This window comes from Streptacidiphilus sp. MAP12-20, assembly GCF_041262525.1.
Taxonomy (GTDB): Bacteria; Actinomycetota; Actinomycetes; order Streptomycetales; family Streptomycetaceae; genus Streptacidiphilus.
The window spans coordinates 21,431-46,775 of sequence record NZ_JBGCCK010000034.1 but is presented as its reverse complement, the minus strand read 5'-3'; the positions used below and the strand labels follow the sequence as shown (position 1 = coordinate 46,775).

23 protein-coding genes and 1 pseudogene are annotated in these 25,345 nt (G+C 70.2%); 13 read left to right on the top strand and 11 right to left on the bottom strand.

The features are described 5' to 3' along the window. Positions 1 to 58: 58 nt before the first annotated feature. A complete protein-coding gene (locus ABIA32_RS31420) occupies positions 59 to 2,059 on the bottom strand; it encodes a glycoside hydrolase family 127 protein (protein WP_370102897.1) in 2,001 nt (666 codons plus the stop codon). Positions 2,060 to 2,283: 224 nt separating this feature from the next. Between ABIA32_RS31420 and ABIA32_RS31415 the strand changes: the two genes are divergently transcribed. After that, the gene (locus tag ABIA32_RS31415; protein WP_370102895.1) at positions 2,284 to 3,315 is read left to right on the top strand and encodes a LacI family DNA-binding transcriptional regulator; all 1,032 of its coding nucleotides are present in this window, start codon (positions 2,284 to 2,286) and stop codon (positions 3,313 to 3,315) included. 90 nt (positions 3,316 to 3,405) lie between these two features. Here the strand turns inward: ABIA32_RS31415 and ABIA32_RS31410 are convergent, their stop codons facing one another. From ABIA32_RS31410 to ABIA32_RS31400, 3 genes are all read right to left on the bottom strand, one after another. Beyond that, entirely contained in the window at positions 3,406 to 3,903 is a 498-nt protein-coding gene (locus ABIA32_RS31410; RefSeq protein ID WP_370102893.1) for a carboxymuconolactone decarboxylase family protein, read from the bottom strand. Beyond that, positions 3,900 to 4,979 (bottom strand): dihydrodipicolinate reductase, encoded by a 1,080-nt coding sequence (locus tag ABIA32_RS31405; protein WP_370102891.1) that lies wholly within the window; start codon positions 4,977 to 4,979, stop codon positions 3,900 to 3,902. The genes ABIA32_RS31410 and ABIA32_RS31405 overlap by 4 nt, the downstream gene beginning before the upstream one ends. A 61-nt stretch (positions 4,980 to 5,040) precedes the next feature. Further along, a complete protein-coding gene (locus ABIA32_RS31400; protein ID WP_370102889.1) occupies positions 5,041 to 5,874 on the bottom strand; it encodes a helix-turn-helix transcriptional regulator in 834 nt (277 codons plus the stop codon). A 101-nt stretch (positions 5,875 to 5,975) separates the two neighbouring features. Between ABIA32_RS31400 and ABIA32_RS31395 the strand changes: the two genes are divergently transcribed. The 6 genes from ABIA32_RS31395 to ABIA32_RS31370 all read left to right on the top strand — a co-directional run bounded on the left by ABIA32_RS31395 (position 5,976) and on the right by ABIA32_RS31370 (position 12,875). Further along, a complete protein-coding gene (locus ABIA32_RS31395) occupies positions 5,976 to 6,683 on the top strand; it encodes an SDR family oxidoreductase (protein WP_370102887.1) in 708 nt (235 codons plus the stop codon). Positions 6,684 to 6,771: 88 nt separating this feature from the next. Next, positions 6,772 to 7,791 (top strand): LacI family DNA-binding transcriptional regulator, encoded by a 1,020-nt coding sequence (locus tag ABIA32_RS31390; RefSeq protein ID WP_370102885.1) that lies wholly within the window; start codon positions 6,772 to 6,774, stop codon positions 7,789 to 7,791. A gap of 204 nt (positions 7,792 to 7,995) precedes the next feature. Continuing rightward, on the top strand, positions 7,996 to 9,363 hold the full coding sequence (locus ABIA32_RS31385; RefSeq protein WP_370102883.1) for an ABC transporter substrate-binding protein: 1,368 nt from the start codon (positions 7,996 to 7,998) through the stop codon (positions 9,361 to 9,363). Positions 9,364 to 9,406: 43 nt separating this feature from the next. Then, entirely contained in the window at positions 9,407 to 10,348 is a 942-nt protein-coding gene (locus ABIA32_RS31380; RefSeq protein ID WP_370102881.1) for a carbohydrate ABC transporter permease, read from the top strand. Further along, a complete protein-coding gene (locus tag ABIA32_RS31375; RefSeq protein ID WP_370102880.1) occupies positions 10,345 to 11,211 on the top strand; it encodes a carbohydrate ABC transporter permease in 867 nt (288 codons plus the stop codon). Before ABIA32_RS31380 ends, ABIA32_RS31375 begins: the two co-directional genes overlap by 4 nt. Positions 11,212 to 11,273: 62 nt before the next feature. Then, a complete protein-coding gene (locus tag ABIA32_RS31370) occupies positions 11,274 to 12,875 on the top strand; it encodes a glycoside hydrolase family 13 protein (RefSeq protein WP_370102878.1) in 1,602 nt (533 codons plus the stop codon). Between the two features lie 99 nt (positions 12,876 to 12,974). Here the strand turns inward: ABIA32_RS31370 and ABIA32_RS31365 are convergent, their stop codons facing one another. Further along, positions 12,975 to 13,142 carry a hypothetical protein gene (locus ABIA32_RS31365; protein ID WP_370102876.1) on the bottom strand — a complete coding sequence of 56 codons (168 nt, stop codon included), beginning with the start codon at positions 13,140 to 13,142 and terminating at the stop codon, positions 12,975 to 12,977. A gap of 86 nt (positions 13,143 to 13,228) precedes the next feature. On the opposite strand from ABIA32_RS31365, the gene ABIA32_RS31360 reads away from it, so the two are divergent. Beyond that, positions 13,229 to 14,182, top strand: coding sequence for a helix-turn-helix domain-containing protein (locus ABIA32_RS31360; protein ID WP_370102874.1), 954 nt, complete (start codon positions 13,229 to 13,231; stop codon positions 14,180 to 14,182). A gap of 79 nt (positions 14,183 to 14,261) precedes the next feature. On the opposite strand, the gene ABIA32_RS31355 is transcribed toward ABIA32_RS31360, so the two are convergent. Beyond that, positions 14,262 to 17,804 carry a discoidin domain-containing protein gene (locus tag ABIA32_RS31355; protein WP_370102872.1) on the bottom strand — a complete coding sequence of 1,181 codons (3,543 nt, stop codon included), beginning with the start codon at positions 17,802 to 17,804 and terminating at the stop codon, positions 14,262 to 14,264. Between the two features lie 230 nt (positions 17,805 to 18,034). Here ABIA32_RS31355 and ABIA32_RS31350 point away from each other — a divergent pair. Further along, positions 18,035 to 18,172, top strand: a pseudogene (locus ABIA32_RS31350) (Tn3 family transposase); the annotation flags it as partial. 58 nt (positions 18,173 to 18,230) lie between these two features. Here ABIA32_RS31350 and ABIA32_RS31345 read toward each other — a convergent pair. After that, complete coding sequence (locus ABIA32_RS31345; protein ID WP_370102870.1) at positions 18,231 to 19,202, bottom strand: Clp protease N-terminal domain-containing protein; 972 nt, start codon at positions 19,200 to 19,202, stop codon at positions 18,231 to 18,233. Positions 19,203 to 19,270: 68 nt separating this feature from the next. Here ABIA32_RS31345 and ABIA32_RS31340 point away from each other — a divergent pair, with 68 nt between their 5' ends. Together ABIA32_RS31340 and ABIA32_RS31335 are read left to right on the top strand one after the other, a co-directional pair. Further along, positions 19,271 to 19,630 carry an excisionase gene (locus ABIA32_RS31340; protein WP_370102868.1) on the top strand — a complete coding sequence of 120 codons (360 nt, stop codon included), beginning with the start codon at positions 19,271 to 19,273 and terminating at the stop codon, positions 19,628 to 19,630. A 22-nt stretch (positions 19,631 to 19,652) separates the two neighbouring features. Beyond that, on the top strand, positions 19,653 to 20,234 hold the full coding sequence (locus ABIA32_RS31335; protein ID WP_370102866.1) for a hypothetical protein: 582 nt from the start codon (positions 19,653 to 19,655) through the stop codon (positions 20,232 to 20,234). Between the two features lie 27 nt (positions 20,235 to 20,261). Here ABIA32_RS31335 and ABIA32_RS31330 read toward each other — a convergent pair whose 3' ends face one another. Together ABIA32_RS31330 and ABIA32_RS31325 are read right to left on the bottom strand one after the other, a co-directional pair. After that, the gene (locus ABIA32_RS31330; protein WP_370102865.1) at positions 20,262 to 22,373 is read right to left on the bottom strand and encodes a glycosyl hydrolase family 8; all 2,112 of its coding nucleotides are present in this window, start codon (positions 22,371 to 22,373) and stop codon (positions 20,262 to 20,264) included. 189 nt (positions 22,374 to 22,562) lie between these two features. Continuing rightward, on the bottom strand, positions 22,563 to 22,919 hold the full coding sequence (locus ABIA32_RS31325) for a hypothetical protein (protein ID WP_370102863.1): 357 nt from the start codon (positions 22,917 to 22,919) through the stop codon (positions 22,563 to 22,565). A 236-nt stretch (positions 22,920 to 23,155) separates the two neighbouring features. Between ABIA32_RS31325 and ABIA32_RS31320 the strand changes: the two genes are divergently transcribed. Further along, positions 23,156 to 23,437, top strand: coding sequence for a hypothetical protein (locus ABIA32_RS31320; RefSeq protein ID WP_370102861.1), 282 nt, complete (start codon positions 23,156 to 23,158; stop codon positions 23,435 to 23,437). A gap of 56 nt (positions 23,438 to 23,493) precedes the next feature. Here ABIA32_RS31320 and ABIA32_RS31315 read toward each other — a convergent pair whose 3' ends face one another. Then, positions 23,494 to 23,712 (bottom strand): hypothetical protein, encoded by a 219-nt coding sequence (locus tag ABIA32_RS31315; protein WP_370102859.1) that lies wholly within the window; start codon positions 23,710 to 23,712, stop codon positions 23,494 to 23,496. Here ABIA32_RS31315 and glsA point away from each other — a divergent pair. Continuing rightward, positions 23,711 to 24,991 (top strand): glutaminase A, encoded by a 1,281-nt coding sequence (glsA, locus tag ABIA32_RS31310; RefSeq protein ID WP_370102857.1) that lies wholly within the window; start codon positions 23,711 to 23,713, stop codon positions 24,989 to 24,991. The two genes, ABIA32_RS31315 and glsA, sit on opposite strands and share 2 nt — an antisense overlap. Positions 24,992 to 25,015: 24 nt before the next feature. On the opposite strand, the gene ABIA32_RS31305 is transcribed toward glsA, so the two are convergent. Further along, entirely contained in the window at positions 25,016 to 25,336 is a 321-nt protein-coding gene (locus ABIA32_RS31305) for a hypothetical protein (protein WP_370102855.1), read from the bottom strand. Positions 25,337 to 25,345 lie beyond the last annotated feature (9 nt).

The following is a 25,345-nucleotide window of genomic DNA, read 5'->3' as shown; positions in this document are numbered from 1 at the left end:
TGAGGCGGACGACGGCCCGGCTGCTGCCGGGCCGGGTCTTGCGGCCCCGGCCACGCGCTCAGTTCGTGGGCAGCCAGACGCGCATGCTGCCGGCCTCGCGGTTGGCCCAGGCGTAATAGGGGATGGCGGTCAACTCCAGCGGCTCGCCGACCGTGGCCTGCGGCTCCGCGCGGCGGTAGGGCCACCAGCCCGGCTCCTGCCGCGCGGGCCTGCGGTGGCCGGAGGCGACCACGACGGAGACGCCGCCGAGCAGGTCGGGGCGCTGCTTCACCGTCAGCGGCGCGTCCGCGTCCAGGACCACGTCGTCCAGCCCGCCGCCGGGGTGGTCGACCTGTTCCAGGCAGTAGACGAGCGGTCCGCGCTCCACCGCGACGCAGCCGCGTACGGCGTCGACGCGCGGATCGGCCGTGACCAGGCGGGGTTCCAGGTCCAGGTCCAGCACCAGGGTCTCGCCGGGTGTCCAGGCCCGACGAACGCGCAGCCAGCCGTCCTGCAGCGGCAGTTCTGCGGGCTGACCGTCCACCTGCAGGCTCCAGCGGTCGCACCACTGCGGCACCCGCAGCGAGAGCGTCCACGGGTGTTCCGGCGTCGACTCGACGGTGACCGCGATCCGGCCCTGCCACGGGTAGTCGGTCTCCACGGCGACGGCGGCCTCGCCGCCCTGGCCGCCCTCGCCGAGTGCGGCGGCGTAGCTTCCCGTCGCGTACTGGTGCAGTTGCAAGCCCTCGCCGTCGCTGGAGACGAGGTAGTGGGGCAGTGCGGCCAGCAGCCGCATCACATTGGGCGGGCAGCAGGCGCAGCGGAACCAGTGGGTGCGCCGCGAGCCCTGATCGCTGCCGCGATCCCGGTACCCGTCCCGGACCTGCAGCGGATTGACGTAGAGCCAGCGGGTGCCGTCCAGTGAGACGCCGGCCAGCAGCGCGTTGTACAGCGTGCGCTCGGCCAGGTCGGCGTACCTGGCCTCGCCGGTGAGCAGGGACATCCGCCAGTTCCACTGGACCGAGGCGACCGCCGCGCAGGTCTCGCAGTAGGCGCGCTCGGTGGGAAGCTCGAAGGGATCGCCGAAGTCCTCCTTGTCGTGGTGCGCGCCCAGACCGCCGGTGAGGTGGGTCTTGGCCGCGGTCATGGCCGACCAGAGCCGGGTGAGCGCCGCCCACAGCTCAGGGTCGTCGGTCTCGGCCGCGACGTCTGTCGCGCCCGCCAGCAGGTAGAGCTGGCGGACGGCGTGGCCCTCGACGTCCTCGGCCTGCCGGATCGGCACCCGGTCCTGGCAGTACCCGGGGCCGGTCACCACCTCCGCGCCCGGCACCCGCCGCTCGGCGTCGGCGAGCAGTCCGTGGCCGCGCCGGTCGACGAAGTACCTCGCCAGCGCGAGGTAGCGCGGCTCGTCGGTCTCTCTGGCCAGCTCGACCAGCGCCGTCTCGATCTCGGGGTGGCCGCAGATGCCGTCGATCCGCTTGTCCGGCCCGAAGACCTGGTCCAGGTGGTCGGCGAAGCGACGGGCGATGTCGAGCAGGTCGCGCCGACCGGTGCTGCGGTGGTGGGCGACGCCCGCCTGGATCAGGTGGCCCGCGCAGTAGAGCTCGTGCCCCCAGCGCAGGTCGCGGTAGCGCTCGCCGGGCCTGGCGACCTGGAACCAGCTGCTGAGGTAGCCGTCGGGCTGCTGGGCGGCTTCGACCAGGGCGATGATCCGGTCGGTCTCCTCGGCCAGGCCGATCCGCTGCCGGGGGTCCATCGGCGCACCGGCCGGGCCGAGCTGCCAGGAGGCGGCCTCCAGCCATTTGTAGACGTCGGAGTCCATGAATGGCAGCTCGCCGCGGTAGGGGCCGGTGGCCGTCCCGGCGGCGAGACGCAGGTCGTGGAGGTTGCCGGCCGACTCCAGCAGCGCGGGCCCCTGCGGGATCGCCGCTTCGGCGTTGACGCGCCGCCGCCCGGCCCAGAATCCGCCGGTCAGGCGCGGGGTGTCCACCGGCCGCAGTGTGGTGCGGGCGCGCGCGGTCGGCCGGACCGGGCCGGTGGGCCGGTCGGTGCGGTCGGTGCGGTGCGGTTGAGCGGTCATGGTCGGTTCCCCCGGGGAGTCGCGGATCCGGTCACGGCGGAGCAGGGTAGTGCGCAGCGTGGCGGGCAAGCAGGGAAATCCTTTGCCCGGTGAATGTAGGAGCGACCTGACGGAGCGTCAAGAGAGCACGCGGCCTGAATCTGCGCCACTTCGGCAGGCTGTCCAGACAGCTGTTCCCGGTGCTATGAAGGAGCGTCAGCATGCCGTCGAGAAAAGGGTTTCCCATGGCCCCAGCACCGGAGCCGGCTCGCGGCGGGCGCGCCACCCTCGCCGATGTGGCCGCCCTGGCCGGAGTGACGCCGGGCACCGCGTCGAAAGCGCTCAACGGCCGGGGGAGGCTCCGCCCGGAGACCCGTCAGCGCGTGGTCGAGGCCGCGGAACAGCTCGCCTTCCAGCCCAACCCGTTGGCCCAGGGCCTGCTGGCCGGACGCAGTTGGACGGTCGGGCTGGTCACGACGGACAGCATCGGGCGGTTCAGCATCCCGGTCCTGCTCGGCGCGGAGGACGCGCTGGGCGCGGGACAGATCTCGGTGCTGCTCTGCGACACCCGGGGGGACGCCATCCGTGAGCGGCACCATCTGCGCACGCTGGTCGCCCGGCGGATCGACGGGATCATCGTGACCGGCCGCCGCACCGACCCCCGGCCGCCGTTGCTCGGCGAGCTTCCGGTGCCCGTCGTCTACGCCTTCGGGCCCTCGACCGACCCGGCCGACATCTCCGTCGTCTCGGACGACGAGCTCGGTGTCCGCCTCGCCGTCGACCACCTCGCCGACACCGGTCGCACCCGCGTCGCCCACCTGGCGGGCCCCACTCACCACGCGGCCGCCAGGGACCGAGCGGAGGCGACCCGGTCCGCGCTGGCCGAGGCGGGGCTGGTGCTGGCCACCGGCCGGGTCCAGCACGGCGACTGGAGCGAGGCCTGGGGGCGTCAGGCCGCCCGCTCGGTGCTGCGGGTCGACCCGGACTGCGACGCGATGTTCTGCGGCAACGACCAGATAGCCCGCGGCGCGGTCGACGCGTTGCGCGAGGCCGGCCGCCGGGTGCCGGAGGACGTGGCGGTGGTCGGCTACGACAACTGGGACGTCATGGCCCTGGCCTGCCGCCCGCCGCTGACCACGGTGGACATGGACCTGATGGAGCTCGGCCGGATCGCGGCGCTGCGGCTGATGGAGGCCATCGACGGGCGGCCCGAGCCCGGCGTGCACCGGGTGCCGTGCCGCCTGGTCGTCCGCGAGTCCTCGGGCGCACCGGGCTGAGAGCGCTCCGGCCGGCGCGCCACCACGACGAGATCTCCGGCTCGCGGAGATCCGCCCGGCTGAACGTGACGGGGTAGGTGACTGAAAGGCCTAGGTGGCTGATCGCCCCGCGTGGCTCGGCAGCACGCAGACGGCGTCGAGGCCCAGCACGTGGTTGAGTCGGCCGAACGCCAGCCAGGAGCCGATGCTCATGGTGAGTTCCACGATCTCGGCCTGGCTGTACTGGGCGCTCATCCGCGTCCAGAACTCCTCGTCGAGGCCGTGGTGGTCCAGCGCGTAGCGCTCGGCGTACTCGGCGGCCAGGCGGGTGCGGGTGTCGAAGGCGTCCGTGGTGCGCCAGTCGGCGACCGCGTCGGCGAACTCGTCCTCGACCGTGGTTCCGTCGCGTTCGGTGCGCCAGTCGAGGCAGAAGAGGCAGCCGTTGATCTGCGCGATGCGCAGCCGCGCGGCCTCGAACTCGCGCAGTCCCAGCGTCGAGTGCTCGTACACGGCCAGCGAGAATCCGGCGGCGGCCATGCCGATGCCCGGCACCATCTCGCCCCAGACGTAGCCGATCGGGTCGTTGCCCTCGGGGATGTCGATGATCATCTCTGTTTCCTTCCGAGTCGGCCGGTGGCGGGACGCAGGGGCACGTCGAGTGCGTCGTACAGGCCGGGCGCGGCGTCCACGAGCCAGTCGACGGCGTTCACCAGGCGGCCGACCGCCGTGGCGTTGCCGCCTGCGGAGCGGTTCTCGCCCTCGTCCGTGGCCGCGACGGTGACCTCGATGCGCGGGCGGCCCTCGATGATCACCCGGTGCGCGCCGTCGCCGTCGGGCGGAGTCGGCCAGTCGGGCGCACAGGAGGCGTGGATGCGGGTGACGTGCTCGATGACGAGCCTGGCCTCGCCGTCGACGATGCCCTGGACCTCGAAGCGCACCGCGCCCTGCGTACCGGCTTCGAAGTCGCCCATGGTCCTGGTGCTGATGGTTGCGTCGAGCGGGCGCCGGTCCGTGGTCTCGCGAATCTCGTCGAGTTCGACGCCCAGTGCCCGGGCCATCAGCCGCAGCTGCCCGCCCCAGACCATGGTCGGGACCTCCGGCGCGAGCATCGGCGGCTCGTAGTCCATCGGCTGGCCCATGCCGACCAGGTACCGGACCGAGTCGGCCTGGTCGTACGTGGAGTAGTCGAAGATCTCCTGACAGCGGATCACGTCGACGGTGCTGCCGAGTCCGCTGATGAGCAGCGGCAGCACGTCGTTGCCCCAGCCCGGGTCGACGCCGGAGACGAAGAGCGAGCCGCCGCCCTGCGCGATCGCGGCCAGCACCGGATCGCGCAGCTCGGGTGGGGCGTTGCGCTGGTCGTAGAGCGCGTACAAGGCAGGGCTGACCACGACGGCCCCGGCCCGGATCGCCCGGGTGATGTCGGCGAGGGCCTCGTCGGGGCGGATGTCGCCGGTCGCCGCGTAGACGACGGCCTGCGGGCGGGCGGCGAGGACCGCGCCGATGTCGTCCGTGGCCGGGAGGCGCAGCTCGTAGCCGAGCCCCGCGAGCTCTCCCGCGTCGCGTCCCACCTTGGCGGGATCGTGCACCAGCACGGCGACCAGGTCCAGCCCGGGATGGGCGACCACGGAGCGGATCGCCGAGCGGCCGACATTGCCGGTACCCCAGACAACCGTGGAAATCATGGGCGGAGAGTAGCGAGAGCGCCCTGAACTTCCTAGGGCGACGGCGGCCCGGGTCGCGAGGTCATTCGACGAAGGACTGCGTGCCCACGACGGCGAGCAGAGCCAGGCGTTCGGCGTCCACGGTGTCCGGCTCGGCCGTGTAGACCATGATGCGCAGGTCGCTGCCGGCGACGCTGAGCACGTCGCAGTCCAGGGTCAGCGTGCCCACCTGCGGGTGGTCGATCGTCTTGCGTGAGCCCTCGATCCGGCCCACCGCGCCGGAGTCCCAGAGCTCGGCGAAGCGCTTGCTGTTCGCGCGCAGTTCGGCGATCAGGCGGCGCAGCCGCTGGTCGGCCGGATAGTGGCGGGAGGCGGAACGCAGGGCGGAGACCTGCGCGGCCTCGAGCGCCTGGAGCGACTGCGGGGTGTGCCGGACCCGGCGGTTGCCCGAGCCGAGGAAGTTGCGCCAGACCGCGTTGCGCTCGTTGCCGTGGTACTCGCCCATCAGGGCCGTGTACATCGGGTTGGCCAGCAGCAGCGTCCAGGTCGCGTCGGAGACCGCGACGGGCGTCCCGGTCAGCCGGTCCAGCATCCGCTGCACGCTCGGCGTGATGTACGCGGGCACGGTGCCCTGGCCCGGTGGGACGAGCCCCGCGACGTGGAAGAGGTGCTCGCGCTCGGGCCCGGACAGACGCAGCGCCCTGCCCAGCGCCTCGACGACCTGTTCCGACGGGTTGGTGGCCCGGCCCTGTTCGAGGCGGGTCACGTAGTCGACGGAGATCCCGGCCAGCAGCGCGAGCTCCTCACGGCGCAGCCCGGCGGCCCGCCGGTGGCCGCCCAGCGGCAGTCCGGCCGCCTCCGGGGAGACCCGGTCGCGCCACCGCCGCACCGCCTGCCCGAACTCCGTGGTCGCCATGAATCCACTGTGCACCGCCGCGTCAGGATCTACCTGGTACTGGCAGTCCCAGGAAGACCGGACTCCTGGCTGCCCTCCTCGTCCCGCCGCAGGCTGGAGACATGACGACAACACTGATCACTGGAGCGAACAAGGGTCTCGGCTTCGAGACCGCCCGCCGCCTGCTGGCCGCGGGACACACCGTCTGGATCGGCAGCAGGGACGAGGAGCGCGGACGCCGCGCCGCCGAGCGGCTGGGCGCCCGAGCCGTGCAGCTCGACGTCACCGACGAGACGTCGGTGCAGGCCGCGGCGAAGCTGATCGAGGCCGAGGGTGGGCTGGACGTGCTGGTCAACAACGCCGGGATCGAGGCGCGGGCGGCACAGAACGCGGTGATCGGCGCCGCGGACCTCACCGCCGACCTGATGCGCGGGACCTTCGAGACGAACGTCTTCGGCCTGGTGCGGGTCACCCACGCCTTCCTCCCCCTGCTGCGGCGTTCCGCCGCGCCCGTCGTGGTCAACGTCAGCAGTGGCCTGGCCTCCCTCGCCGGCGTCAGCACTCCGGGCACCCCGAAGCACGCCTACCCGGGTGTGGCCTACCCGGCGTCGAAGACGGCGGTGAACATGGTCACCGTGCAGTACGCGAAGGCGTTCCCCGCGATGCGGATCAACGCGGTCGAGCCCGGCTACACCGCGACCGACCTGAATGGGAACACCGGCCACCAGACCGTCGAGCAGGGCGCCGAGATCATCGTGCGGATGGCGCAGATCGGCCCCGACGGCCCCACCGGAGGCTTCTTCGACGCCGAGGGCGTGCTGCCCTGGTAGCTCTGCGCCTGATACTTCTGTTGCAAGTAATGCAAAGAAGTTGCGATCTTTCATCTGTCTATTGCGGACGATGCCCTACACTCTGAGCATGACACGACGACTTGCCGAGGTGGCCAGAAAGGTCGGGGTCAGCGAAGCGACCGTCAGTCGGGTGCTCAACGGCAAGCCGGGTGTCTCCGACCGGACCCGGGCCACCGTGCTCACCGCCCTGGATGTGCTCGGCTACGAGCGACCGACCCAACTGCGGGGCGAACGCTCCCGGTTGGTCGGCCTGGTGCTGCCCGAGCTGCAGAATCCGATCTTCCCGGCCTTCGCCGAGGTGGTCGGCGGCGCGCTGGCGCAGCAGGGGTTCACGCCGGTGCTGTGCACGCAGACCGCCGGCGGGGTCTCCGAGTCCGACTACGTCGAACTCCTGCTCCAGCAGCAGGTCTCCGGCGTCGTCTTCTTCGGCGGCCTCTATGCGCAGGCGGAGTCCCCGCACGACCACTACCGACGCCTGTTCCGGCGTGGCCTGCCCACCGTGCTGACCAACGCGGCCATCCCCGACATCGGATTTCCGCAGGTCAGCTGCGACGACGCGGTGGCGGTCGAGCAGGCGGTGAGCCATCTCGTCTCGCTCGGCCACCGCCGGCTGGGGCTACTGCTCGGGCCGCCCGACCACATGCCCACGCGGCGAAAGCTGGCGGCCGCCCGGGACGCGTCGGTCCGTGCGGGCCTGGGGCCGGCCGAGTGGGAAGTGGAGCACGCGCTGTTCTCGGTGGAGGGCGGTCAGGCGGCCGCGACCAGGCTGCTCGCGCGCGGGGTGACCGGCGTGATCTGCGCGAGTGATCCGCTCGCGCTGGGCGCGGTCCGGGCCGCCCGCCGCCGTGGCCTGGTCGTTCCCGCCGACGTGTCGATCGTCGGCTTCGACGATTCCCCCTTCATGACCTGCACCGATCCGCCGCTGACGACGATCCGTCAGCCCATCGAGGCGATGGGCCGGGCCGCGGTCGAGCTGCTGGTGGGGGAGTTGGCCGGAGTCAGGGTCACCCACGACGAGTTGCTGTTCGAGCCCGAGCTCGTCGTCCGCGGCTCGACCGGCCCCGCACCACGGGCGCGGGTCGGCTGACCCACCCCTGCGACGCACCTGAACGGCGACGAAGGCCGCATCCGACTGGATGCGGCCTTCTGCCGTTACCGCGATGCTACATCGCAGTTCAACGTTCATTTCTTGCGGATTTCCGTCGACATCTTGTGCGCCCCGTATCGCCGGTGCTTAAGTGAGCCCCGCCACTCCCCACACATTCATCGCCCATGAAGGGGTCGACCACCCATGCGCAGATCCGCAGCGTTGCTGATCACCGCCACTGCTCTCTCGCTGACTGCCGCCTGCTCCAGCTCCGCCTCGCCCGGCGGCTCCGCCACCGGCGGCGCGGACAACGGCAAGGTCACCATCTCGATCGACTGCGCGCCCCCGAGCAGCCGCCCGACGCAGGTTCAGCAGTGGAACGACGACATCGCCGCCTTCGAGAAGCTGCACCCGAACATCACGGTCAAGAGCATCGACACGTTCCCCTGCGAGACGCCGGAGCTGTTCACCGCGGCCCTGCGCGGCGGGACCGAGGCGAACGTCTTCTACACCTACTTCACCGACCGTCAGCAGGTCCTCGACGCGGGGCAGGCCGCCGACATCACCTCGTACGTCACGGCGGACACCCTGCCGGTCAAGGACGACATCCTCTCCTCGGTGTGGGCACCGCTGCAGGCCGGGGGCAAGACGTACGGCATCCCGCGGGAGAACTACACCATGGGGATGATCATCAATCGGAAGCTGTTCCAGCAGGCCGGCCTGAACCCGGACCAGCCGCCGCAGACCTGGGCCGACGTCGAGACGGACGCCAAGAAGATCGCGGCGCTGGGCAACGGCGTCGCCGGCTACGGCGACTACAGCGCGGGCAACAACGGCGGCTGGCACTTCACCGCCGAGATGTACGCCCAGGGCGGCAAGATGGTCAGCGACGACGGCAAGAAGGCCGCCTTCAACAACGCGCAGGGCCTCGCCGTCCTGCAGAACCTGCAGAAGCTTCGCTACACCGACAACGTCATGGGCAGCACCCAGCTCTACAAGTGGGGCGACCTGCAGAAGCAGATGGCAGCCGGCAAGCTCGGGATGTACATCGCCGCCCCGGACGACATCACCTACATGGTGCAGAGCCTGGGCGCCAAGTACGCCGACTACGGCATGGGCCCGATGCCCGGAGACAGCGGACCCGGCGTGGGCACGCTCGGCGGCGGCGACGACTACATGTTCAACGTCAAGGACACTCCGGCGCAGATCAAGGCCGGGATCCAGTTGGTCAGTTACCTCTGGCTGACCGAGGGCCAGGGGCAGCAGTTCAACTACTCCCGCTCCAAGGCGGCCGGTCAGGCGGTCGGCATCCCCGAGCCGCAGCTCTTCCAGGGCTCGACCGCGGCCAAGGACACCCAGCTCAAGACGGCCAACGCCACCATGTCCGTCGCCGCCTTCACGCCCTACGTCGGCGCGAACGTCCCCGGGGTGACCGAGCCGGCCAACGCCCAGGCGATCTACAAGATCCTGGACAACGCCATGGCCTCCGTCCTGACCGACCCGCACGCCGACGCGCAGAAGCTGCTGACCACCGCCGAGACGCAGGTCAACCAGGTCCTGGCCAACGCGTAGTAGTCCGCGCGCCGCAGTCCCAGTAGTTTCGAGGAGTTCGAAGATGGCGGTCCTGACCGCGTCCTCCGGCACCGACTCGTCGCCCGCCCGGGCGACGGGTCGGCCCGGGGCCCTGCGCAGAAGCGTGCAACGCAACCTCGCCGCCCATGGCTTCCTGATCGGCGCGGTGCTCTGCTTCGCGTGCTTCTCCTGGTACCCCATGGTTCGCGAAGTGATCATGAGCTTCCAGAAGGTGAGAGCGGGCAGGACCACCTGGGTGGGCCTGCACAACCTCAACCAGGTCGCCAACGACCCCAGTTTCTGGCAGGCCTGGCGCAACACCGCCGAGTTCACCGGGATGGCGCTGCTGCTCGGCTTCGGTCTGCCGTTCGTGCTGGCCGTGGTGATGAACGAACTGCGCCACACCCGCGGCTACCTGCGGATCCTGGTCTACCTGCCGGTGATGCTGCCGCCGGTCTCCTCGCTGGTCCTGTTCAAGGACCTCTACAACCCCGACTCCGGTCTGCTCAACCGCCTGCTGCACCTTGCGCACCTGCCGACCTCCGGCTGGCTGCAGTCGCCCAACCTGGCCCTGCTCTCCGTGGTGATCGCCTCGACCTGGATGAACATGGGCAGTGCCACGCTGATCTACCTGGCCGCGCTGCAGAACATCCCCGGCGAGCTCTACGAGGCCGCCGAACTGGACGGCGCCGGACTGCTGCAGAGGATCTGGCACGTGACGATCCCGCAGACGCGGCTGATCCTCTCGTTGATGCTGATGCTGCAGATCGTCGCCACCATGCAGGTCTTCGTCGAGCCCTTCGTGCTCACCAACGGCGGCCAGGGCGTGAACGGTTCGACCGCCACCGTGGTCTACCTGATCTACCAGTACGCCTTCAACTTCTCCAACTACGGCGCGGCCTGCGCGCTCGGGCTGCTCCTGCTGCTGGTGCTGGCCGGCTTCTCGGTGATCTACGTGCGACTCAACCGGAGGGCCGAGGCGTGAGCGCGACCCGTACTCTGATCAACCCCGCGCAGCTGAACCGCACGGTGTACCGGACGGTGCTGATCCTCGTCGTCGCCGCGTTCACGCTGGTCTTCCTCGGCCCCTTGTACCTGCTCGTCACCGACGGGCTCAAGGGCACCACCGAGGCGATCCAGACACCGCCGACCTTCTACCCGCACCACGTCCAGCTCTCCAACTACAGCCAGGCCTGGGACCGGCTCTCCATCTCCCAGTTGCTGCTGAACACCCTGTGGTACGCCTTCGGGGCCCTCGCCTTCCAGCTGGTGTTCGACATCGGTGCGGCCTACTCGCTCTCCAAGCTGCGGCCGGTGCTGGGCAACGCGATCCTCGGGCTGATGCTCGCCACGCTGATGATCCCGGCCATGGTGCTGGTCGTACCGCAGTACCTGACCGTGCTCGATCTGCCGCTGCTGCACCTGAACCTGCTCAACTCGCCCTGGGCGATCTGGCTGCCGTCGGTGGCCAACGCCTTCAACATCTATCTGCTCAAGCGGTTCTTCGACTCGGTGCCGCAGGAGTTGCTCGACTCCGCCGCCATCGACGGGGCAGGACCGCTGCGCACGCTGCTCTCCATCGTGCTGCCCATGTCGCGTCCGATCATCGGCGTGGTGTCGATCTTCGCGCTCGTCAATGTGTGGAAGGACTTCCTCTGGCCGCTGCTGGCCGAGCCCGACCCGACGAAGCAGACGCTCAACGCCGGCATCTACTCCCTCTCGCTCGGAGTGCCGCAGAACATCCTGATCGCGGCGGCTGCCATCTCGGCCGTGCCGACCGTGCTCTTCTTCCTCTTCTTCCAGCGCAACATCATGTCCGGTCTGACCGCCGGCAGCCTCAAGGGCTGACCTCGCGTCCTCGCGTCCTCGCCAAATCGCCAAAGGGCCAAATCGCCAAGGAGATTCCTACCTTGCTCAATCCCCACGAGTGGTGGCGCGGCGCCGCGATCTACCAGGTCTACGTGCGCAGTTTCGCCGACGCGGACGGCGACGGCGTGGGCGACCTGGCGGGAGTCCACTCCCGACTGCCCTACCTGGCCGAACTCGGCGTCGACGCCCTCTGGTTCAACCCCTGGTACGCCTCGCCGATGGCCGACGGCGGCTACGACGTCGCCGATTACCGCGCCATCCACCCCGCCTTCGGGACACTCGCCGAGGCCGAGCGGCTGATCGCCGAGGCGCTCGACCACGGCATCAGGACCATCATCGACATCGTCCCCAACCACGTCTCCGACCAGCACCGCTGGTTCCAGGAGGCGCTGGCGGCCGGGCCGGGGTCGGCGGCGCGCGAGCGTTTCTGGTTCCGGGAGGGTCGCGGCGAGGAGGGCGAGCTGCCGCCCAACAACTGGACCTCGCAGTTCGGCGGCAGCGCCTGGACCCGAGTACCGGACGGCCAGTGGTACCTGCACCGCTTCGCCTCCGCCCAGCCGGACCTCAACTGGCAGCACCCCGACGTCCGCACCGAGCACGAGGAGGTGCTGCGCTTCTGGTTCGACCGCGGCGCGGCCGGGGTACGCATCGACTCCGCCGCCGAGGTCGTCAAGGACCCGAACCTCCCCGATCTGGTCGAGGGCGCGGACCCGCACCCCTATCTGGACCGCGACGAGATCCACGACGTCTACCGGGCCTGGCGCAAGCTCGCCGAGTCCTATGCGCAGCCACGCGCCCTGATCGGCGAGGTCTGGCTGCCGGATCCGGAGCGCTTCGCCCGCTACCTGCGCCCGGACGAACTGCACACCGCGTTCAACTTCGGTTTCCTGACCTGTCCCTGGGACGCCGAGCGGCTGCGTGAGGCGATCACCACGACCTTGGCCGTGCACGCCCCGGTCCGGGCGCCGGCGACCTGGGTACTGGCCAACCACGACATCACCCGCACAGTGACCCGGTACGGCCGCGCCGACACCGGTTTCGACTTCGCCGCCAAGGCGCACGGCATCCCCACCGACCTGGAGCTCGGCACCCGCCGCGCCCGAGCGGCGGCGCTGCTCAGCCTCGCCCTGCCGGGGTCGGTGTACCTGTACCAGGGTGAGGAGTTGGGACTGCCCGAGGTCGAGGACCTGCCGGTGGAGGTCATCGAGGACCCGATGTTCCACCGCACCGACGGCGCCGACCCCGGCCGGGACGGCTGCCGCGTCCCGCTCCCGTGGAGCGGCGACGACCCGCCGTTCGGCTTCGGCGGGTCACCCACCTGGCTGCCGCAGCCGGCGGACTGGGCGGGGCTGACCGTGGAGCGGCAGAGCGAAGACCCGCAGTCGATGCTCGCGCTCTACCGCACGGCGCTGCGGCTGCGCCGCAGTGAGTCCGCGCTCGGCGACGGCGAGTTGAGCTGGTTCGACGGCTACGGCGACGGCGAGGTGCTGGCTTTCACGCGCTCGGAGCGGTTCGCCTGTGTAGTCAACCTCGGCGCGGAGCCGGTGCAGTTGCCTGCGGGCAGCCGGGTGCTGCTCTGCAGCGGGCAGCTCGCCGACGGTGCGCTGCCCCCCGATACCGCGGTCTGGCTGCGCCTCCCCTGACGGGGCGCAATCGGGTCGCACAGGGTCGCGCCGTCCCCGAGGGTGGACGGCGCGGCCCTTCCCACGTCGTGGGGCCGCTGAGGACGGTGGTTGTCCGCATCAGCGGGAGAGCAGTTCGGCCCGGATCCGTTCCAGATCCCGGTCCTGCGGCGCGGTGGCGGTGAAGCGCGCAGGGGCGGCGGGGAGGTGGCGGCGGTTCCGGCGCTGGTTGAGTTCGAGACCGATGACGAGAGCGAGGGCCGCGAGGGCCAGGACGACGATTCCCATGGCACCCAGATTGCGCCCGGCGAGATTCTGCCACCAGTGGCAGGAGCGCCCTGGTGCATCGAGATCCTGCCATCTACGCTGGGCGCATGTTGCATACCGTCGCGGTGCCCCTGATCGACGACTTCGCGCCCTTCGAGTTCGGCGTGCTCTGTGAGGTCTTCGGCATCGACCGGACGGAGGACGGGGTGCCGCCCTTCGACTTCCGCATCTGCACGCCCGAGCCGGGACAGCCGGTGCGGGTCAACGGTGGTGCCACCATGACCACGCCCTTCGGCTTCGACCAACTGGCCCTCGCCGATCTGGTCGCCGTCCCGGCTTACCTCATTCGCGCCGAGTACCCGCCACAGTTCCTGGACGCGCTGCGGGCCGCCCACGCCCGCGGCGCGCAACTGCTGACGGTGTGCAGCGGCGCCTTCGCGCTCGCGGCCGCAGGCCTGCTGGACGGCAGACGCTGCACGACCCACTGGCGTCACGCCGACGAGTTCGCGGAGCGCTTTCCGAGCGCCAAGATGGACCCGGACGTCCTCTACGTCGACGACGGACAGATCATCACCAGCGCGGGCACCGCCGCCGGCATCGACGCCGCGCTGCACCTGGTCCGGCGCGAGCTCGGCTCGGAGGCGGCCACCGCGATCGCCAGGCGCATGGTCGTGCCACCGCAACGGGAGGGCGGACAGCGGCAGTTCATCGTCCAGCCGGTGCCCGAGCGGGTCGCCGACAGCCTTCAGCCGCTGCTCGCCTGGCTCGCCGAGCGACTGGACGAGGAGCACCCGGTGGCCGAGATGGCCCACCGGGCCCACATGTCCGAACGCACCTTCGCCCGCCGCTTCCTCGCCGAGACCGGGACCACCCCGGGCCGCTGGCTCGCCGCGCAGCGCGTGCTGCACGCCCGCAGGCTGTTGGAGCGGTCCCCGCTCTCGATCGAGGACGTGGCCCACTCCTCCGGCTTCCAGACGGCGGCGATGCTGCGCCACCACTTCCGCCGGGCGGTGGGCATCTCACCGGCGGAGTACCGCCGCTCCTTCACGCAGTGCTCCTGAGCCCGAACCCTCCCACGCGTCGGGGGCCGCCGCGGCCGGTGCACGGCCGCGACAGCCCCCGTGGGTGCGATCGGCGGGACTACGGGTTGACGGTGATGGTGAAGGTCGACGTCGGGTTGTTGATGTTGATGTAGTTGTTGCTCTCGGTCAGGTGGTTGAAGGTGACCGAACCGACCGCCGGTCCCTGGCCGGACTCAGGCAGCGGGTTGGCCCAGATGCCATAGCCGGACTTGGCGTTGTAGGCGTCGCCGCTCTGCTGCGCCCCGGTGATGTTGACGTCGGTGAAGACCGTGTCGGTGATGGGGTTGAGAGCGGTGCCTCCCGAGTAGTCGGTCTGGAACATGATTCCGGAGTAGGTCGGATCGGTGATGTCGAGGCTGTTGATCCGGATCCCCTGGAAGGGCTGGGTCGCCGAGAACATCCACAGCGCCGGGAAGACCTGGCCGCCCCAGAAGTGCCCGCCGTCACGGACCAGCGAGATGTTCTGGATCACCGTCTGCGGGCTGGCGCCGAAGCCCTGGAACGGGTAGCCGAAGTTGAGCGAGCTCACTGTCATGCCGGCGTAGGTCAGCGTGTCGGCGACGTAGATGTTCTGGATGGTGTTGCCGTCACCGCCGTAGACCGCTATGCCGGCCGCCCTCCACGGCATCAGCGCGGTGAGGTTCTGGAAGGTGTTGCCGGTCAGGGGCGAGCTGTTGTGGTCCTGGGCCGCGAACAGCGCGAAGCTGTCGTCGCCCGTGGATCGTGCCTCGTCGTTGCTGACCAGGTTGTTCTGGCTGCCGTTGGTGAGGTTGATGCCGTCGGCGAAGGTGTCCCTGATCCGCATGTTCGTGGCGGACAGGCCGCTGACGTGGGTGCCCCAGATCGCGCAGACCTGGTGCTCGATCCAGATGTTGTCGATGGTGATCCCGCTGACGTCGGTCAGGTCGAAGACCTTGCCCGGACCGTCGATGCGCTGCACGTAGTTGCCGAACCAGCCGAAGCCGGAGAAGGACGAGCCGTTGGCGGAGGTCGCCACCGACCAGCCGTCGTCTGTGTTGTCCTGTCCGGTGGGCGCGTTGAACTGGGTGTACCAGGGGCCCGCGCCGACGACCTTGATGGCCTTGCCGTAGACCTGGATCTTGCTGGAGACCTGGTACTGCCCGGCGGGCAGGTAGACGCCCTGCAGCTTGCCGGTGGTGTCCATCCGGACCTTGTCCAGCGCGTTCTGCACGTCCTGCTGGGCGAAGCCGGCCGGAGTGACGAACGTGGTCGGGTCCGGGTTGGCGATCGGTGCGACCTGCTCCAGGTCGACGAAGTCGATCGCGTACTGGGAGGTGTTGGAGGCGTCCTTCTGCAGCTTGAAGACGGTGCCCTGCGGGTAGCTCTGGGCGAGCAGGACGTGCGCCTCGTCGTAGATGTGGCGGGGGCCGCCCGCGCTCGGGTCGTTGCCGGGGCTGGTCTCCGCGCCGTAGAGCCAGGCGTAGTGGGAGGTCAGCGTGACCGGCTGGACGAGCTGGCCGTTGGCGTAGAGGTCGAGCGTGGCGGTGGTGCCGCCGCCGCCCGACGCGTCGGGGATGGAGAAGCGGGTGACCAGCGTGTTGGTGGCCTCGCGCGAGGTCCACTGGACGTAGGCGCCGGTCGAGTTCAGCGTGACCGCCTTGCGGCCGGACGCCTCGCCCGCGATGTCGCCGATGGTGCGGTTCGGGCCGACGACGGCCGCGCCGCCGCCGAGCTGGCCGTCGTAGGCGTGGTAGGTGTCGTAGGGCATGTTGGCGCCGCGGCCGACGAAGAACGGCGTGTCGCTGGTGTTGTTGGCCTGCTTGACGGGCAGCTCGTTGGCGTCCGCGGCGATCACCGTGTGCACGGTGTACTTGCCGTTGGCCGCCGTCCAACTACCCATCGCTACCGGCGCGCTGGTCGCTCCGGCCGCGAGTGAGCCGCTGAAGGAGCCGTTGAACGTCGTCAGCGTCGCGCCGTTGCTGTCGAGCAGCGTCATGGTGATCGCGTGCGAGCCGCTCGCGGTCGCGATGTTGCCCTGGTTCTTCACCGCCACCGAGAAGTTGACGGTGTTGCCCGCCGACGGGTTGGACGGCGTCCAGCCGACCGGCGAGGCCACCAGGTCCGAGCTCTGCACGGCGGAGACGACCAGGTTGGTGGGGTTGGTGTAGCTGTTGTTGGAGGTATTGAGCTCGATGACCGCGCCGGACTCGTTGACCTTGGCGGTCAGCGGGTAGCTGCCCGCCGCCTGGGTCCCGATGTTCGCACTGACGGTCGTCGACGCGCCGACAGCCAGGGCGCCCACGGCGGCGCTGCCGACCTTGGTGGTGCCCAGGTAGAAGTTGACGCTGCTCGCGGGCGCGGCGGCGGTGCCGATGTTCTGCACGGTCGCGGAGACGGTCACCGGGTCGGTCTCCACGGGGGAGGCGGGGGACCAGGAGGAGCCGGTGACGGTGTAGTCCGGGTTGGGGGCCGGAGTGCCGATCACCTGGAACTCGGCGACCTGGCCGCCGGGCGCGCCGCTGTTGCTGGTGATGCTCAGCTCGACGTCGGCGACCCGGGCACTGACCGGGATGGTGACGGTGTTGCCGGTGTTCGGGTCGAAGGTGTAGGTCTGCGCCGCGCTGATGCTGGTGAAGCCGGTGGCGCTCTGCTCGCGGCCCAGCACCTGGATGGTCTGGGTCCGCGCCGACCAGACCGAGGCGGGGTTGAGCAGCACCTTCACCGCCGTCACATCGGCGTTGGCGCCGAGCTTGACGGTGAGCTGGCTCGGGTAGGTCGAGCCCTCGAAGTAGGTGGTGAGGTCCCCGTCGTTGGCGTTGGTGGGCGCGTAGGTGTAGGTGTACGCGCTCCCGCTGATCGGCTTGCCGAGGGCGAGGTTGCTGCCGGTCGGGGTGCTTCCGGTCCGGGTGACGCTGTTGCTGGCGGGCGACTGGTTGCCGGCCGCGTCGCGGGCGACGACGTAGTAGGTGACGGTGGCGGTGTCGGGCTGGGAGTCGGTGTAGGTCAGCGTGCTGCCGCCGACCGAGCCGACCTTGGCGCCGTTGGCGTAGATGTCATAGGCGGTCACGCCGACGTTGTCGGTCGCGGCGGTCCAGGTCAGGTTGATCTGCCCGGACTGCGGCTGCGTGTACGCGAGGTTGCCGGGCGCGGTGGGCGGGGTGGTGTCGCCGCCGGTCGGGGCGTAGACCTCGAACTCGGAGACCTGTGCGGCGGGCCAGGCGGTGTTGGCGGTGACGTTGACCCGCAGATAACGGGTGCTCGTCGAGGCCGGCAGGGCGATGGTGACCGCGGCTCCGGTCGCCGGGTCGAAGTTGTAGGCCGCCGAACCGACCAGGGTCGAGAAGTTGCTGCCGTCCGTGCTGCCCAGGACGCTCAGCGTCTGGGTGCGGGCGCCCCAGCCGGAGGCGGTCGGCGTCTTCAGGACGATGTGGTCGACGGCCGTGTTCGCGCCGAGATCGACCTGGAGCCACTGCGGGAAGGCGTTGTTGGTGCTCTCCCAGTAGCTGTTCTGGTTGCCGTCGTTGGCGTTGCTCGCGGCGTAGTTCTGCTGGACGCCGCTCGCGCTCATCGTCTTGCCGAGCGCCAGGTTGGTCCCTGCGGCACGGGCGCCGACGGGGTGGAGGAGGGGCAACAGGGACAACAGCAGGGCCAGGAGGCCCAGCGTGGCCGTTCGGAGTCTCGATTGGCGAGTGCCTGACATGGATTCCCTCGCGGGTCGGGGGGATGGTGGGTGGGGTGAGGGGGAGTCAGTTGCTAACGAGGGAGCGTATGGGCGTCACTCGATCGACGCAATATCTAGAACAAGATGCGCAACTACCGCTATCCATAGCGCAAATAGCGTCATCTTTACCGCAAGCAGCGCAAGCGAGGCAGGTTCGGGACCTGCATGCCACGATCGCCGCGCTGCTGGTTGCGCACGGCTGCAATGTCGACTGCACCCCGGTGAGCGGCGGGCTGGACGCACTGAAGCAGGGCCGGCTCTCCCACGTCCACCAGACCTACCTGCGGTCCAGGCCCCCGTCCTCGCCCGTCCCAACGACAGGTTCCGGCCCGCTGATCAGCCGGTTCACCGGCGGAGCCGGGGTGCGAGGATCGCGCGTACGAGCTTGGCCACGTTGCCCGCGGCGGATCCGTCCTCTTCTCCGGGTTCCGGTTCCAGCACACGCTGGATCTGCTGCAGCAGCTGGTTGGTCGACCGCCAGAGCGGGACGAACATGCCGGCCACCGGGCCGACCCCCTGGATCGGGCCGCCGGACAGCTCGGTGACCTTCTTGGCGATCGTGACCGTTGTCGGGTCCCGCAGGATCACGTGCACCTCACCGTCGACCAGCCGGATCTCCATCGTGCGCGCGGCAGCCTCCTCCGGGTTCGCGTCCGTGGTCGTCTCCGGATCCAGTTCGTCGATCTTGGCGGCGACCGCGTCCGGGTCGACCCCGAGTTCGCGCAGCACCTTGGCCGCCATGCTGTTCTCCGCCCACAGCATCGCCTCAAGCAGGTGATGGCTGCCGATCGGTGCGCCACCCGCCAGCGCGCGAGCGGCGGACACGGTGTCCTCGGTGGCAGGTGTGCCGGTCGGCCATGGGCCGGCCTCGACGTCCTGCGATCCCTCCGACGACGCCAGCACGGCGGCACGGATCTTGCTGATCGGATTGATCCGCTCGGCAAGCACCTTCGCGCCGACGCTCTCCCCTTCCCTGACCAGGGCAAGCAGGATGTGTTCCGTTCCGATGGAGGTGTGGTGCAGCTGCAGCGCCTCGCGTAGGGCGAGGTCCAGCGTCTTCTTCGCGCTCGGCGCGAACGGGATATGGCCGCTCAGCTCCCGCGTGCCGGGCTTGACCACCGCGGCGATATCGACCTGCGCCGTCTCCTTGTCGTACCCGAGCTGGTGCAGAACTTTCGCCGCCATGCTGTCCGGCGCGTCCAGCAGCCCCAACAGGATGTGCTCCGTGCCGATGTGGTGGTGCTTGAGCAGTCTCGCCTCCTCCTGAGCCGTGACGACCACCTTGCGGGCTTCCACCGTGAACCTCTCGAATGTCATGGTTCTATGGTTGCAACCCTGTCAATACACTGGTATTGACAGGGTCACTGTGCTGAAGGGAGGGTGTGATGGAGCCATCGTCGGACTGGGAGGACCGGCTCGCCCGCTGGCAGAATGAGCTGGAGCTGTTCGAGCAGCTGGACGAGAAACCCTGGGTCACGCTGGGCAAGGCGGAAGCCGAGACCGGCGTTTCCCGCTCGGCCCTGCGGTCCTGGTACCGCAATGGCGAGATCCAGTCCCGGCTGGTGGACGGCCCGAACGGGCCGCAGCGCCTGGTCCAGCTGGACGCGGTGATCGAGCGCGCCGCCACGTCACCGCGCATCCAGCGCAGGGCGGAACGGGAAGTCAGCCTGGAAGCCCAGGTCACCCTGCTACGGCACCGGGTTGACCAGCTCGAGCTGCGGCTGGCCGCGCTGGAGCGAAAGTGACCGGCCGGGGCAGGCAGCAGCGATGACTGTGGCGTTCGGAGTGTCCGAGTTCCAGCTCGTGCTGCTGCGGAGGATGGCCGATTTTCAGCCGGCCCTGGTGGAGCGGGCCCGGCAGGCGCTCGGCTTCTCGGCGACGGAGATGCGTCAGGTGAACGCCGACTGGCAGCGCTTCGTCCGGTCCCGGACGGCGCCGCGCGGAGTGAGCCGATACCGGGCGGTGCTCGGGCCGCCGACGGAGGTCCGCGAGCAGCGCGTGGGCGATCTGCCCTGCCGCCTGCACCGCTGGCGGCTGCCGCTCTGGCCGGGGCTGCTCTTCGAGGCGGTCGAGGGGCCCGAAGGGGCGGTCTGGCAGGAGTGGCTGGTCAGGGAGGAAGGGAGTCGCCCGCCTGCCGTGCCGGCGACGGACGCTCTCGCGCCCTGGCAGTACGTGGTCGGTGATCTGCACGAGCTCTTCACCGACGTCGTCCACCTGCCCCCGGACGCGCCGCACCGGTGGGTCAGCCGGTTCGGCCTGCGCGATTCTGCCGGCGTGGTTCGCACGTACCGGGCCCGCTTCGTCTACGGGCTGCTGCAGGAGGCCGTGCCGTCCGAGCCGGTGCGGTGACCGGCTCGGACGGCCTTGCGGTGGGCGTCAGTTGACGTTGAGGGCGGTGTCGTCGATGACGAAGTTGGTGGTGCCGCCGTTGGCGTCGGTCTCAGTGCCGGTGAACTTGAGCTTCACGGTCTGGCCGATGTAGGGGACGAGACTGAAGCTCTGCTGGGCATAGCCGGTGTTCTTGTTCAGGTTGCTGAAGGTGGCCAGGGTCGTCAGCACGGTGCCGCTGCTGTTGAGCAGCTGGACCTTGAAGGTGTCAGGTGTCGCGGTGCTGGTGTTCTCGGTGGTGTCGATGTGCTGCCAGTAGGTCAGCGTGGCGCTCACACAGCCGGTCGGGATGGTGACGCTCTGGCTGACGGTGTCGGTGTCGGCGGTGCCGTTTCCGTTGAGCCAGGCTTCCCAGCTGCCCGAATGGGCCGGTTCCGCGCTCGACGCCGCGGTGATCGGGTTGAAGCCGAGGGTCGACGTGCCGGTCCAGGGCGCGGTGGTGCTGCCGTTCTCGAATCCCGGGTTGCCGAGCAGCTGAGCTGCGGTGCAGCCGCCGCCGGACGAGGTGGTGACGGTGAGGGTGTAGCTCGCGCTGTGGCTGCCGGAGGCGGCCGTGCCGGTCACCGTGATCGGGTAACTGCCCGCGGCGACGGTGGAGGTGGTGGACACGGTCATGGTGGAGCTGCCGCCCGAGCTGACCGAGGCCGGGCTGAAGCTGACGGTCGCACCCGACGGCGCGCCCGACGCGGTGAGCGAGACGGACTCGGTGCGGCCGGAGGTGACCGCGGTGGAGACGGTGGCCGTGGCGGCCTGACCCGCCGTCACCGAGGCGGCGGTGGGACTGGCGGAGAGGGAGAAGTCTTCGGCCGGGCTGGTCGTGCCCGCCGGGTTCCAGTAGTCGCCCGACATGACCAGGTAGACCAGCATCTTGATGGTCTCGCCGTAGTAGTGGTCACCGAAGGGGTTGGTCGCCAGCTGGTTCCAGATGGCATCCGTCCAGGCCTGGTCACCGGCGGCCATCGCCGCCGGGCCGATGGAGTCGCCCGCTTCCTCCGCCGTCGTGTCGCCGGAGATGTTGGCGTTGGCGCAGTTCAGCTTGATGTGCGGCTGGACGTTGGCCGGATTGCCGCCCGCCAGGCCCTTGGTGCAGGCCGACCACTTCTTCGCGATGTCGTAGGCGGTCGCGGCGACGCTGCTGCCGTTCTGGAGCGCGTCCGTGCCCATGTGCCAGGGGACGCGGATGGAGTTGTAGCCGACGATGTTGTCCGGCTGGTTCTCCTGGTAGTTCGCCGGCGCGGGGGAGGGGGAGCTGGTGTTCGCGTTGATGACGAAGTCGGAGAGCAGGCCCGCGCTAGGCGAGTAGGCGGCGGTGAACGCCGAGTCCAGCGCCTCGGTGCGGGTGATGACCTTGTTCCAGTCGTGCGTGGTGTCGTAGGCGGCGAAGGCGCGCAGGTGGTCGAGCATGTGGTCGGAGGGCCGGGTGTCGGTCGTCGGGCCGTCGTCCTCGCACTTGAGGTGGCCGTCCGAGGTGACGTCGTGGTTCCAGATGTTGTTCAGCCAGGTCTGGGCGTCGGCGGTGTAGCCGCCCCACTGCTTGTCGGCCAGGATCAGTCCGTAGCCGATGTCGAGGTCGCCGTCGGTCGCGGCGTCCGGGGTGCCCGAGCTGTAGTACTTGCAGGAGAGGCCGTCCAACTGCCACTGCATCAGGCCGTACTGGTCCTCGTGGTCCTTGACCAGCTGCCACAGGCCGTTGAACTCGGTCTGCGCGTTGGCGTCGTAACCCGCCATCAGCGGCACGATGTTCATGCCGTAGCCCTGACCCTCGGACACCGGGCCGTTGTTGGTGGCGTCGCCGTCGCCCTTGGTGGAGACGTAGTACTCGTTCGAGGCACAGCCGTGGACCAGGTAGGTGGACTTCCAGGAGTTGTACTGCTTCTCCACCGCCGCGTCGCGGGTGGCCTGCGAGGCGGACGGCATGACGCCCACCTTGTAGGTCTGGTGCTGCGGGAACGGCAGTGCCGGTGTCGTCGTGGCGTGCGCGGGCGCGGCCGCCAAAGCGGTGAGCGAGAGCCCGAGGAGGGCTCCGCTGACGGCCGCTGCCAGGGGCTTCTTCCATCGCCGGCTGGGACTGTGAAGGGGATGGTGAACGGGACGGTGCATGGGACTCCTTCGCTCCGGGGCATGCCTGTTAGCGCCAGGGGAGGCGGAAGCTGGGGTGCGGAACCAGCAATTAGTTAGGAAACTTTCCTGACACGATTCCGTCAAGGGGGCTGACGCATAGTCCGCACACAGCTTTCGTCGCGACGGCGGGCCGCCGTGCCGCTGCGCTGCCGCACGAAGGAGTCGGGGTCACCCGATGCTCGGAACTCCGATCGTCCGGATGACCGCGCCAGTCGGGCCGTGGACCTCGACGAGCCGAGGCGCGGTCCGGGGCCGCATGGAGCCGGTGGCCCGGTCGACCGCTCGCGGCCTGCCGAAGATGTCCCTGACCGTGTCCGCGAGCGTGGAGTTGAGCTTCTCGTCGACGGCGGGCGGGAGTTCGCCCTGGATCCAGTGCAGCACCATGACCCACGGGCGGCCCCGAACGGCGGTGCGCGGCTGGGTGGGATCGGCGGTGAGGCCGAGGGCGGCCAGCGCGGCGATGATGTCCTCCATGTCCTGGCCGTCGATGTGCTCGAAGTTCTCCTCGACAAGTATCTGAGTCATGATCAAAACGGTAGCGGGCGACGGGGATGCGCGTCAGGCCAAGGGTGATGAGCCGAGCGGCAAACCACCGGGGCGGGCGACACGGCACCGGTCGTACAGAACCCGGCGCTGCCTGCTTCGCCCGCGCCGATCCCAACTAGCCGCCGGTGAAGCTCGACTGAGCCTGCGTCGGGGACCCCTCGCATACACTTGCGCAAGTAGGCAACTGTTGGATGCTGGGCGAGGGGGAGCGGCGAGTGTCATCTGGTGGGGAACTGCGCGACGCCACCGAGGCAAGGCTTCGTCTCGGTGGCGTGGTCGCTCGGATCGAGGGTCTGTACGCGGCGCTGCTGCGGACCAGGCGACCGGATCGGCGCGGGCAGCTGCTCGCCGAACTGAGCGAAGCGGGTGCCCGCCTGGCCGCGGAGGCGGCCCCTGAGGGCCTCGCCGCGAGCGCTTCATGGCCGCTGTCCCGACGCGAACGGCGGATCAGGGCCGCCGAGCGCGGCGCGCGGTGGATCAGCACCCGCTGCCGCTGAGGCGGAGGCCGGGCGGGGTCGTGGCGGGCGCCGTCGGCCCGGTGGGCGGGATCGGGTCAGTCGGCGCCCTCGGGGCGTGCGGTCAGGGCACGGGTGATCAGGCCGGTGAGCGTGGCCGGCTCATTCGCGTCGAGGGCGGCGAACCACTGCTGTTCGCTGCGGCTCTGCTCCGGCGCGCCGGTCCCCGGACTGCAGGTGTCCGGGCTCCGATCCGCGGGCAAGGCGCCGAGCCAGGCGTTGCGGGACGCCCGGAAGGCGTCCAGCATGGGTCGCATGGCCTCCCGCATCGCGTTCGAGGTGGTCAGCGCCACGCTTGCGGAGCTGTGCGGCAGCCACGCCCGCGACGACTCCGGCGACCTGGCCTCCTACATCCCGCCCCTGGCGCTGGCCGAACCAGGGGCTTTCGGCTTGGCGCTCGTCAGTCCGGAGGGGCACCGCTACCGGGCCGGTGACGCGGAGGTCCCGTTCACCATCCAGTCCGTGTCGAAGCCCTTCGTCTACGCTCTCGCACTCGCCGAGCAGGGCCTGGCGGAAGTGGCGCGCTGCGTCGGAGCCGAGCCCAGCGGCGAGGCGTTCAACGCGATCAGCCTGGAACCGGGGACCGGGCGACCCGCCAATCCCATGATCAACGCAGGCGCCATCGCTACGACCGCTCTGCTTGAGGCCACCGATCCGGAGGACCGGTTCGCCCGGATCCTGGACGTCCTCGGCCGCTTCGCAGGGCGCGTGCTCGACGTCGACGAGGGGGTCCGTCGCGCCGAGTCGGAGACGGGGGACCGGAACCGTGCGCTGGCCCACCTGATGCGGGCGTCCGGGTCGCTGCGCTGCTCTCCCGTGGAGGCCGCCGAGGTGTACTTCCGGCAGTGCGCGGTGCTGGTGGACACCGTCGACGTCGCGGTCATGGGCGCCACGCTCGCCGCCGGCGGCCGCAACCCGCTCACCGGCGAGCAGGTGGTGCCGGAGCCCGTCGCCGTCCAGGTGCTGGCGGTCATGGCGACCTGCGGAATGTACGACGGCTCCGGAGAGTGGCTGCTCAGGGTGGGGCTGCCCGCCAAGAGCGGCGTCTCCGGCGGGGTGGTCGCGGTCAGCCCCGGGCGCTTCGGGGTCGCGGGCTACAGTCCCCTGCTCGACAGTTCAGGGAACTCGGTACGGGTCGTCGCCGCCCTGCGCGAGCTGTCCGCCCGCTTCGGCCTCCACCTCATGCACAACCCGGCGCCGAGCGCGCCCACGGTCACCGAGGCCTGGACCGACGGCGGGCGCCTCGCCCTGGTCACGGCGCAGGGGGCGCTCGACTTCACCGCGGCCGAGCGAGTCGTCCACGCCGTCGGCGAGTGCCTGCCCGAGGAGCCCCCCGGCTGCCTGGTGCTCGACCTCGACCGGGTCACCGACGTGGACGCCTCGGCCGTGGCCCTGTTGCGCGGCGCGATCGCCGCGGTCGCCGCGGCGGGCCTCCGGGTGGGTCTGGTCGCATCCTCGGATTCCGGACTCGCCGATCACGTCGTGGTTCACGGCTCAAGGGAGGCGGCCCTCGCCTGGGCCGGATCGGCAGGCTGACCCCGTCATTCCTCAGGGGCCGCCTCACAGGGGCCAGGCGAGCGGCACGACGGCCATCGCGCCGACCCGGCCGGCCCCATCACCATCATGTTGGCCGCGGTGGCGACGGGGGTGAGCAGGGCCGCGGCGGCGGGAACAGCCAGGCACATCAGCACCGGCAACCCGGACACCAGGCCGGTGTCCGGGTTGAGCAGAACCGGCGAACACCTGGTCGACGGTCAGCGCGCCGGTGGCCAGCAGCGCGAGACCGGATCCGAGCGCCAGGACCTCGACGGGCAGTCGGTTCCAGACGAACAGACCGATGACCACGGCGAGGATCACCAGGCATATCGCGGCATGGCTCATCGCGTCACC

Bases quoted from the DNA above. Each gene is read 5' to 3' on its own strand.
- ABIA32_RS31415 (WP_370102895.1), top strand. From the start codon at position 2,284: ATGGCCCCAGCACCGGAGCCGGCTCGCGGCGGGCGCGCCACCCTCGCC.
- ABIA32_RS31390 (WP_370102885.1), top strand. From the start codon at position 6,772: ATGACACGACGACTTGCCGAGGTGGCCAGAAAGGTCGGGGTCAGCGAA.
- ABIA32_RS31340 (WP_370102868.1), top strand. From the start codon at position 19,271: ATGGAGCCATCGTCGGACTGGGAGGACCGGCTCGCCCGCTGGCAGAAT.
- ABIA32_RS31305 (WP_370102855.1), bottom strand. From the start codon at position 25,336: ATGAGCCATGCCGCGATATGCCTGGTGATCCTCGCCGTGGTCATCGGT.
- ABIA32_RS31420 (WP_370102897.1), bottom strand. From the start codon at position 2,059: ATGACCGCTCAACCGCACCGCACCGACCGCACCGACCGGCCCACCGGC.
- ABIA32_RS31345 (WP_370102870.1), bottom strand. From the start codon at position 19,202: ATGACATTCGAGAGGTTCACGGTGGAAGCCCGCAAGGTGGTCGTCACG.
- ABIA32_RS31385 (WP_370102883.1), top strand. From the start codon at position 7,996: ATGCGCAGATCCGCAGCGTTGCTGATCACCGCCACTGCTCTCTCGCTG.
- ABIA32_RS31405 (WP_370102891.1), bottom strand. From the start codon at position 4,979: ATGATTTCCACGGTTGTCTGGGGTACCGGCAATGTCGGCCGCTCGGCG.
- ABIA32_RS31380 (WP_370102881.1), top strand. From the start codon at position 9,407: ATGGCGGTCCTGACCGCGTCCTCCGGCACCGACTCGTCGCCCGCCCGG.
- ABIA32_RS31360 (WP_370102874.1), top strand. From the start codon at position 13,229: ATGTTGCATACCGTCGCGGTGCCCCTGATCGACGACTTCGCGCCCTTC.
- ABIA32_RS31315 (WP_370102859.1), bottom strand. From the start codon at position 23,712: ATGCGACCCATGCTGGACGCCTTCCGGGCGTCCCGCAACGCCTGGCTC.
- ABIA32_RS31410 (WP_370102893.1), bottom strand. From the start codon at position 3,903: ATGATCATCGACATCCCCGAGGGCAACGACCCGATCGGCTACGTCTGG.
- ABIA32_RS31400 (WP_370102889.1), bottom strand. From the start codon at position 5,874: ATGGCGACCACGGAGTTCGGGCAGGCGGTGCGGCGGTGGCGCGACCGG.
- ABIA32_RS31395 (WP_370102887.1), top strand. From the start codon at position 5,976: ATGACGACAACACTGATCACTGGAGCGAACAAGGGTCTCGGCTTCGAG.
- ABIA32_RS31335 (WP_370102866.1), top strand. From the start codon at position 19,653: ATGACTGTGGCGTTCGGAGTGTCCGAGTTCCAGCTCGTGCTGCTGCGG.
- ABIA32_RS31330 (WP_370102865.1), bottom strand. From the start codon at position 22,373: ATGCACCGTCCCGTTCACCATCCCCTTCACAGTCCCAGCCGGCGATGG.
- ABIA32_RS31325 (WP_370102863.1), bottom strand. From the start codon at position 22,919: ATGACTCAGATACTTGTCGAGGAGAACTTCGAGCACATCGACGGCCAG.
- glsA (WP_370102857.1), top strand. From the start codon at position 23,711: ATGGCCTCCCGCATCGCGTTCGAGGTGGTCAGCGCCACGCTTGCGGAG.
- ABIA32_RS31365 (WP_370102876.1), bottom strand. From the start codon at position 13,142: ATGGGAATCGTCGTCCTGGCCCTCGCGGCCCTCGCTCTCGTCATCGGT.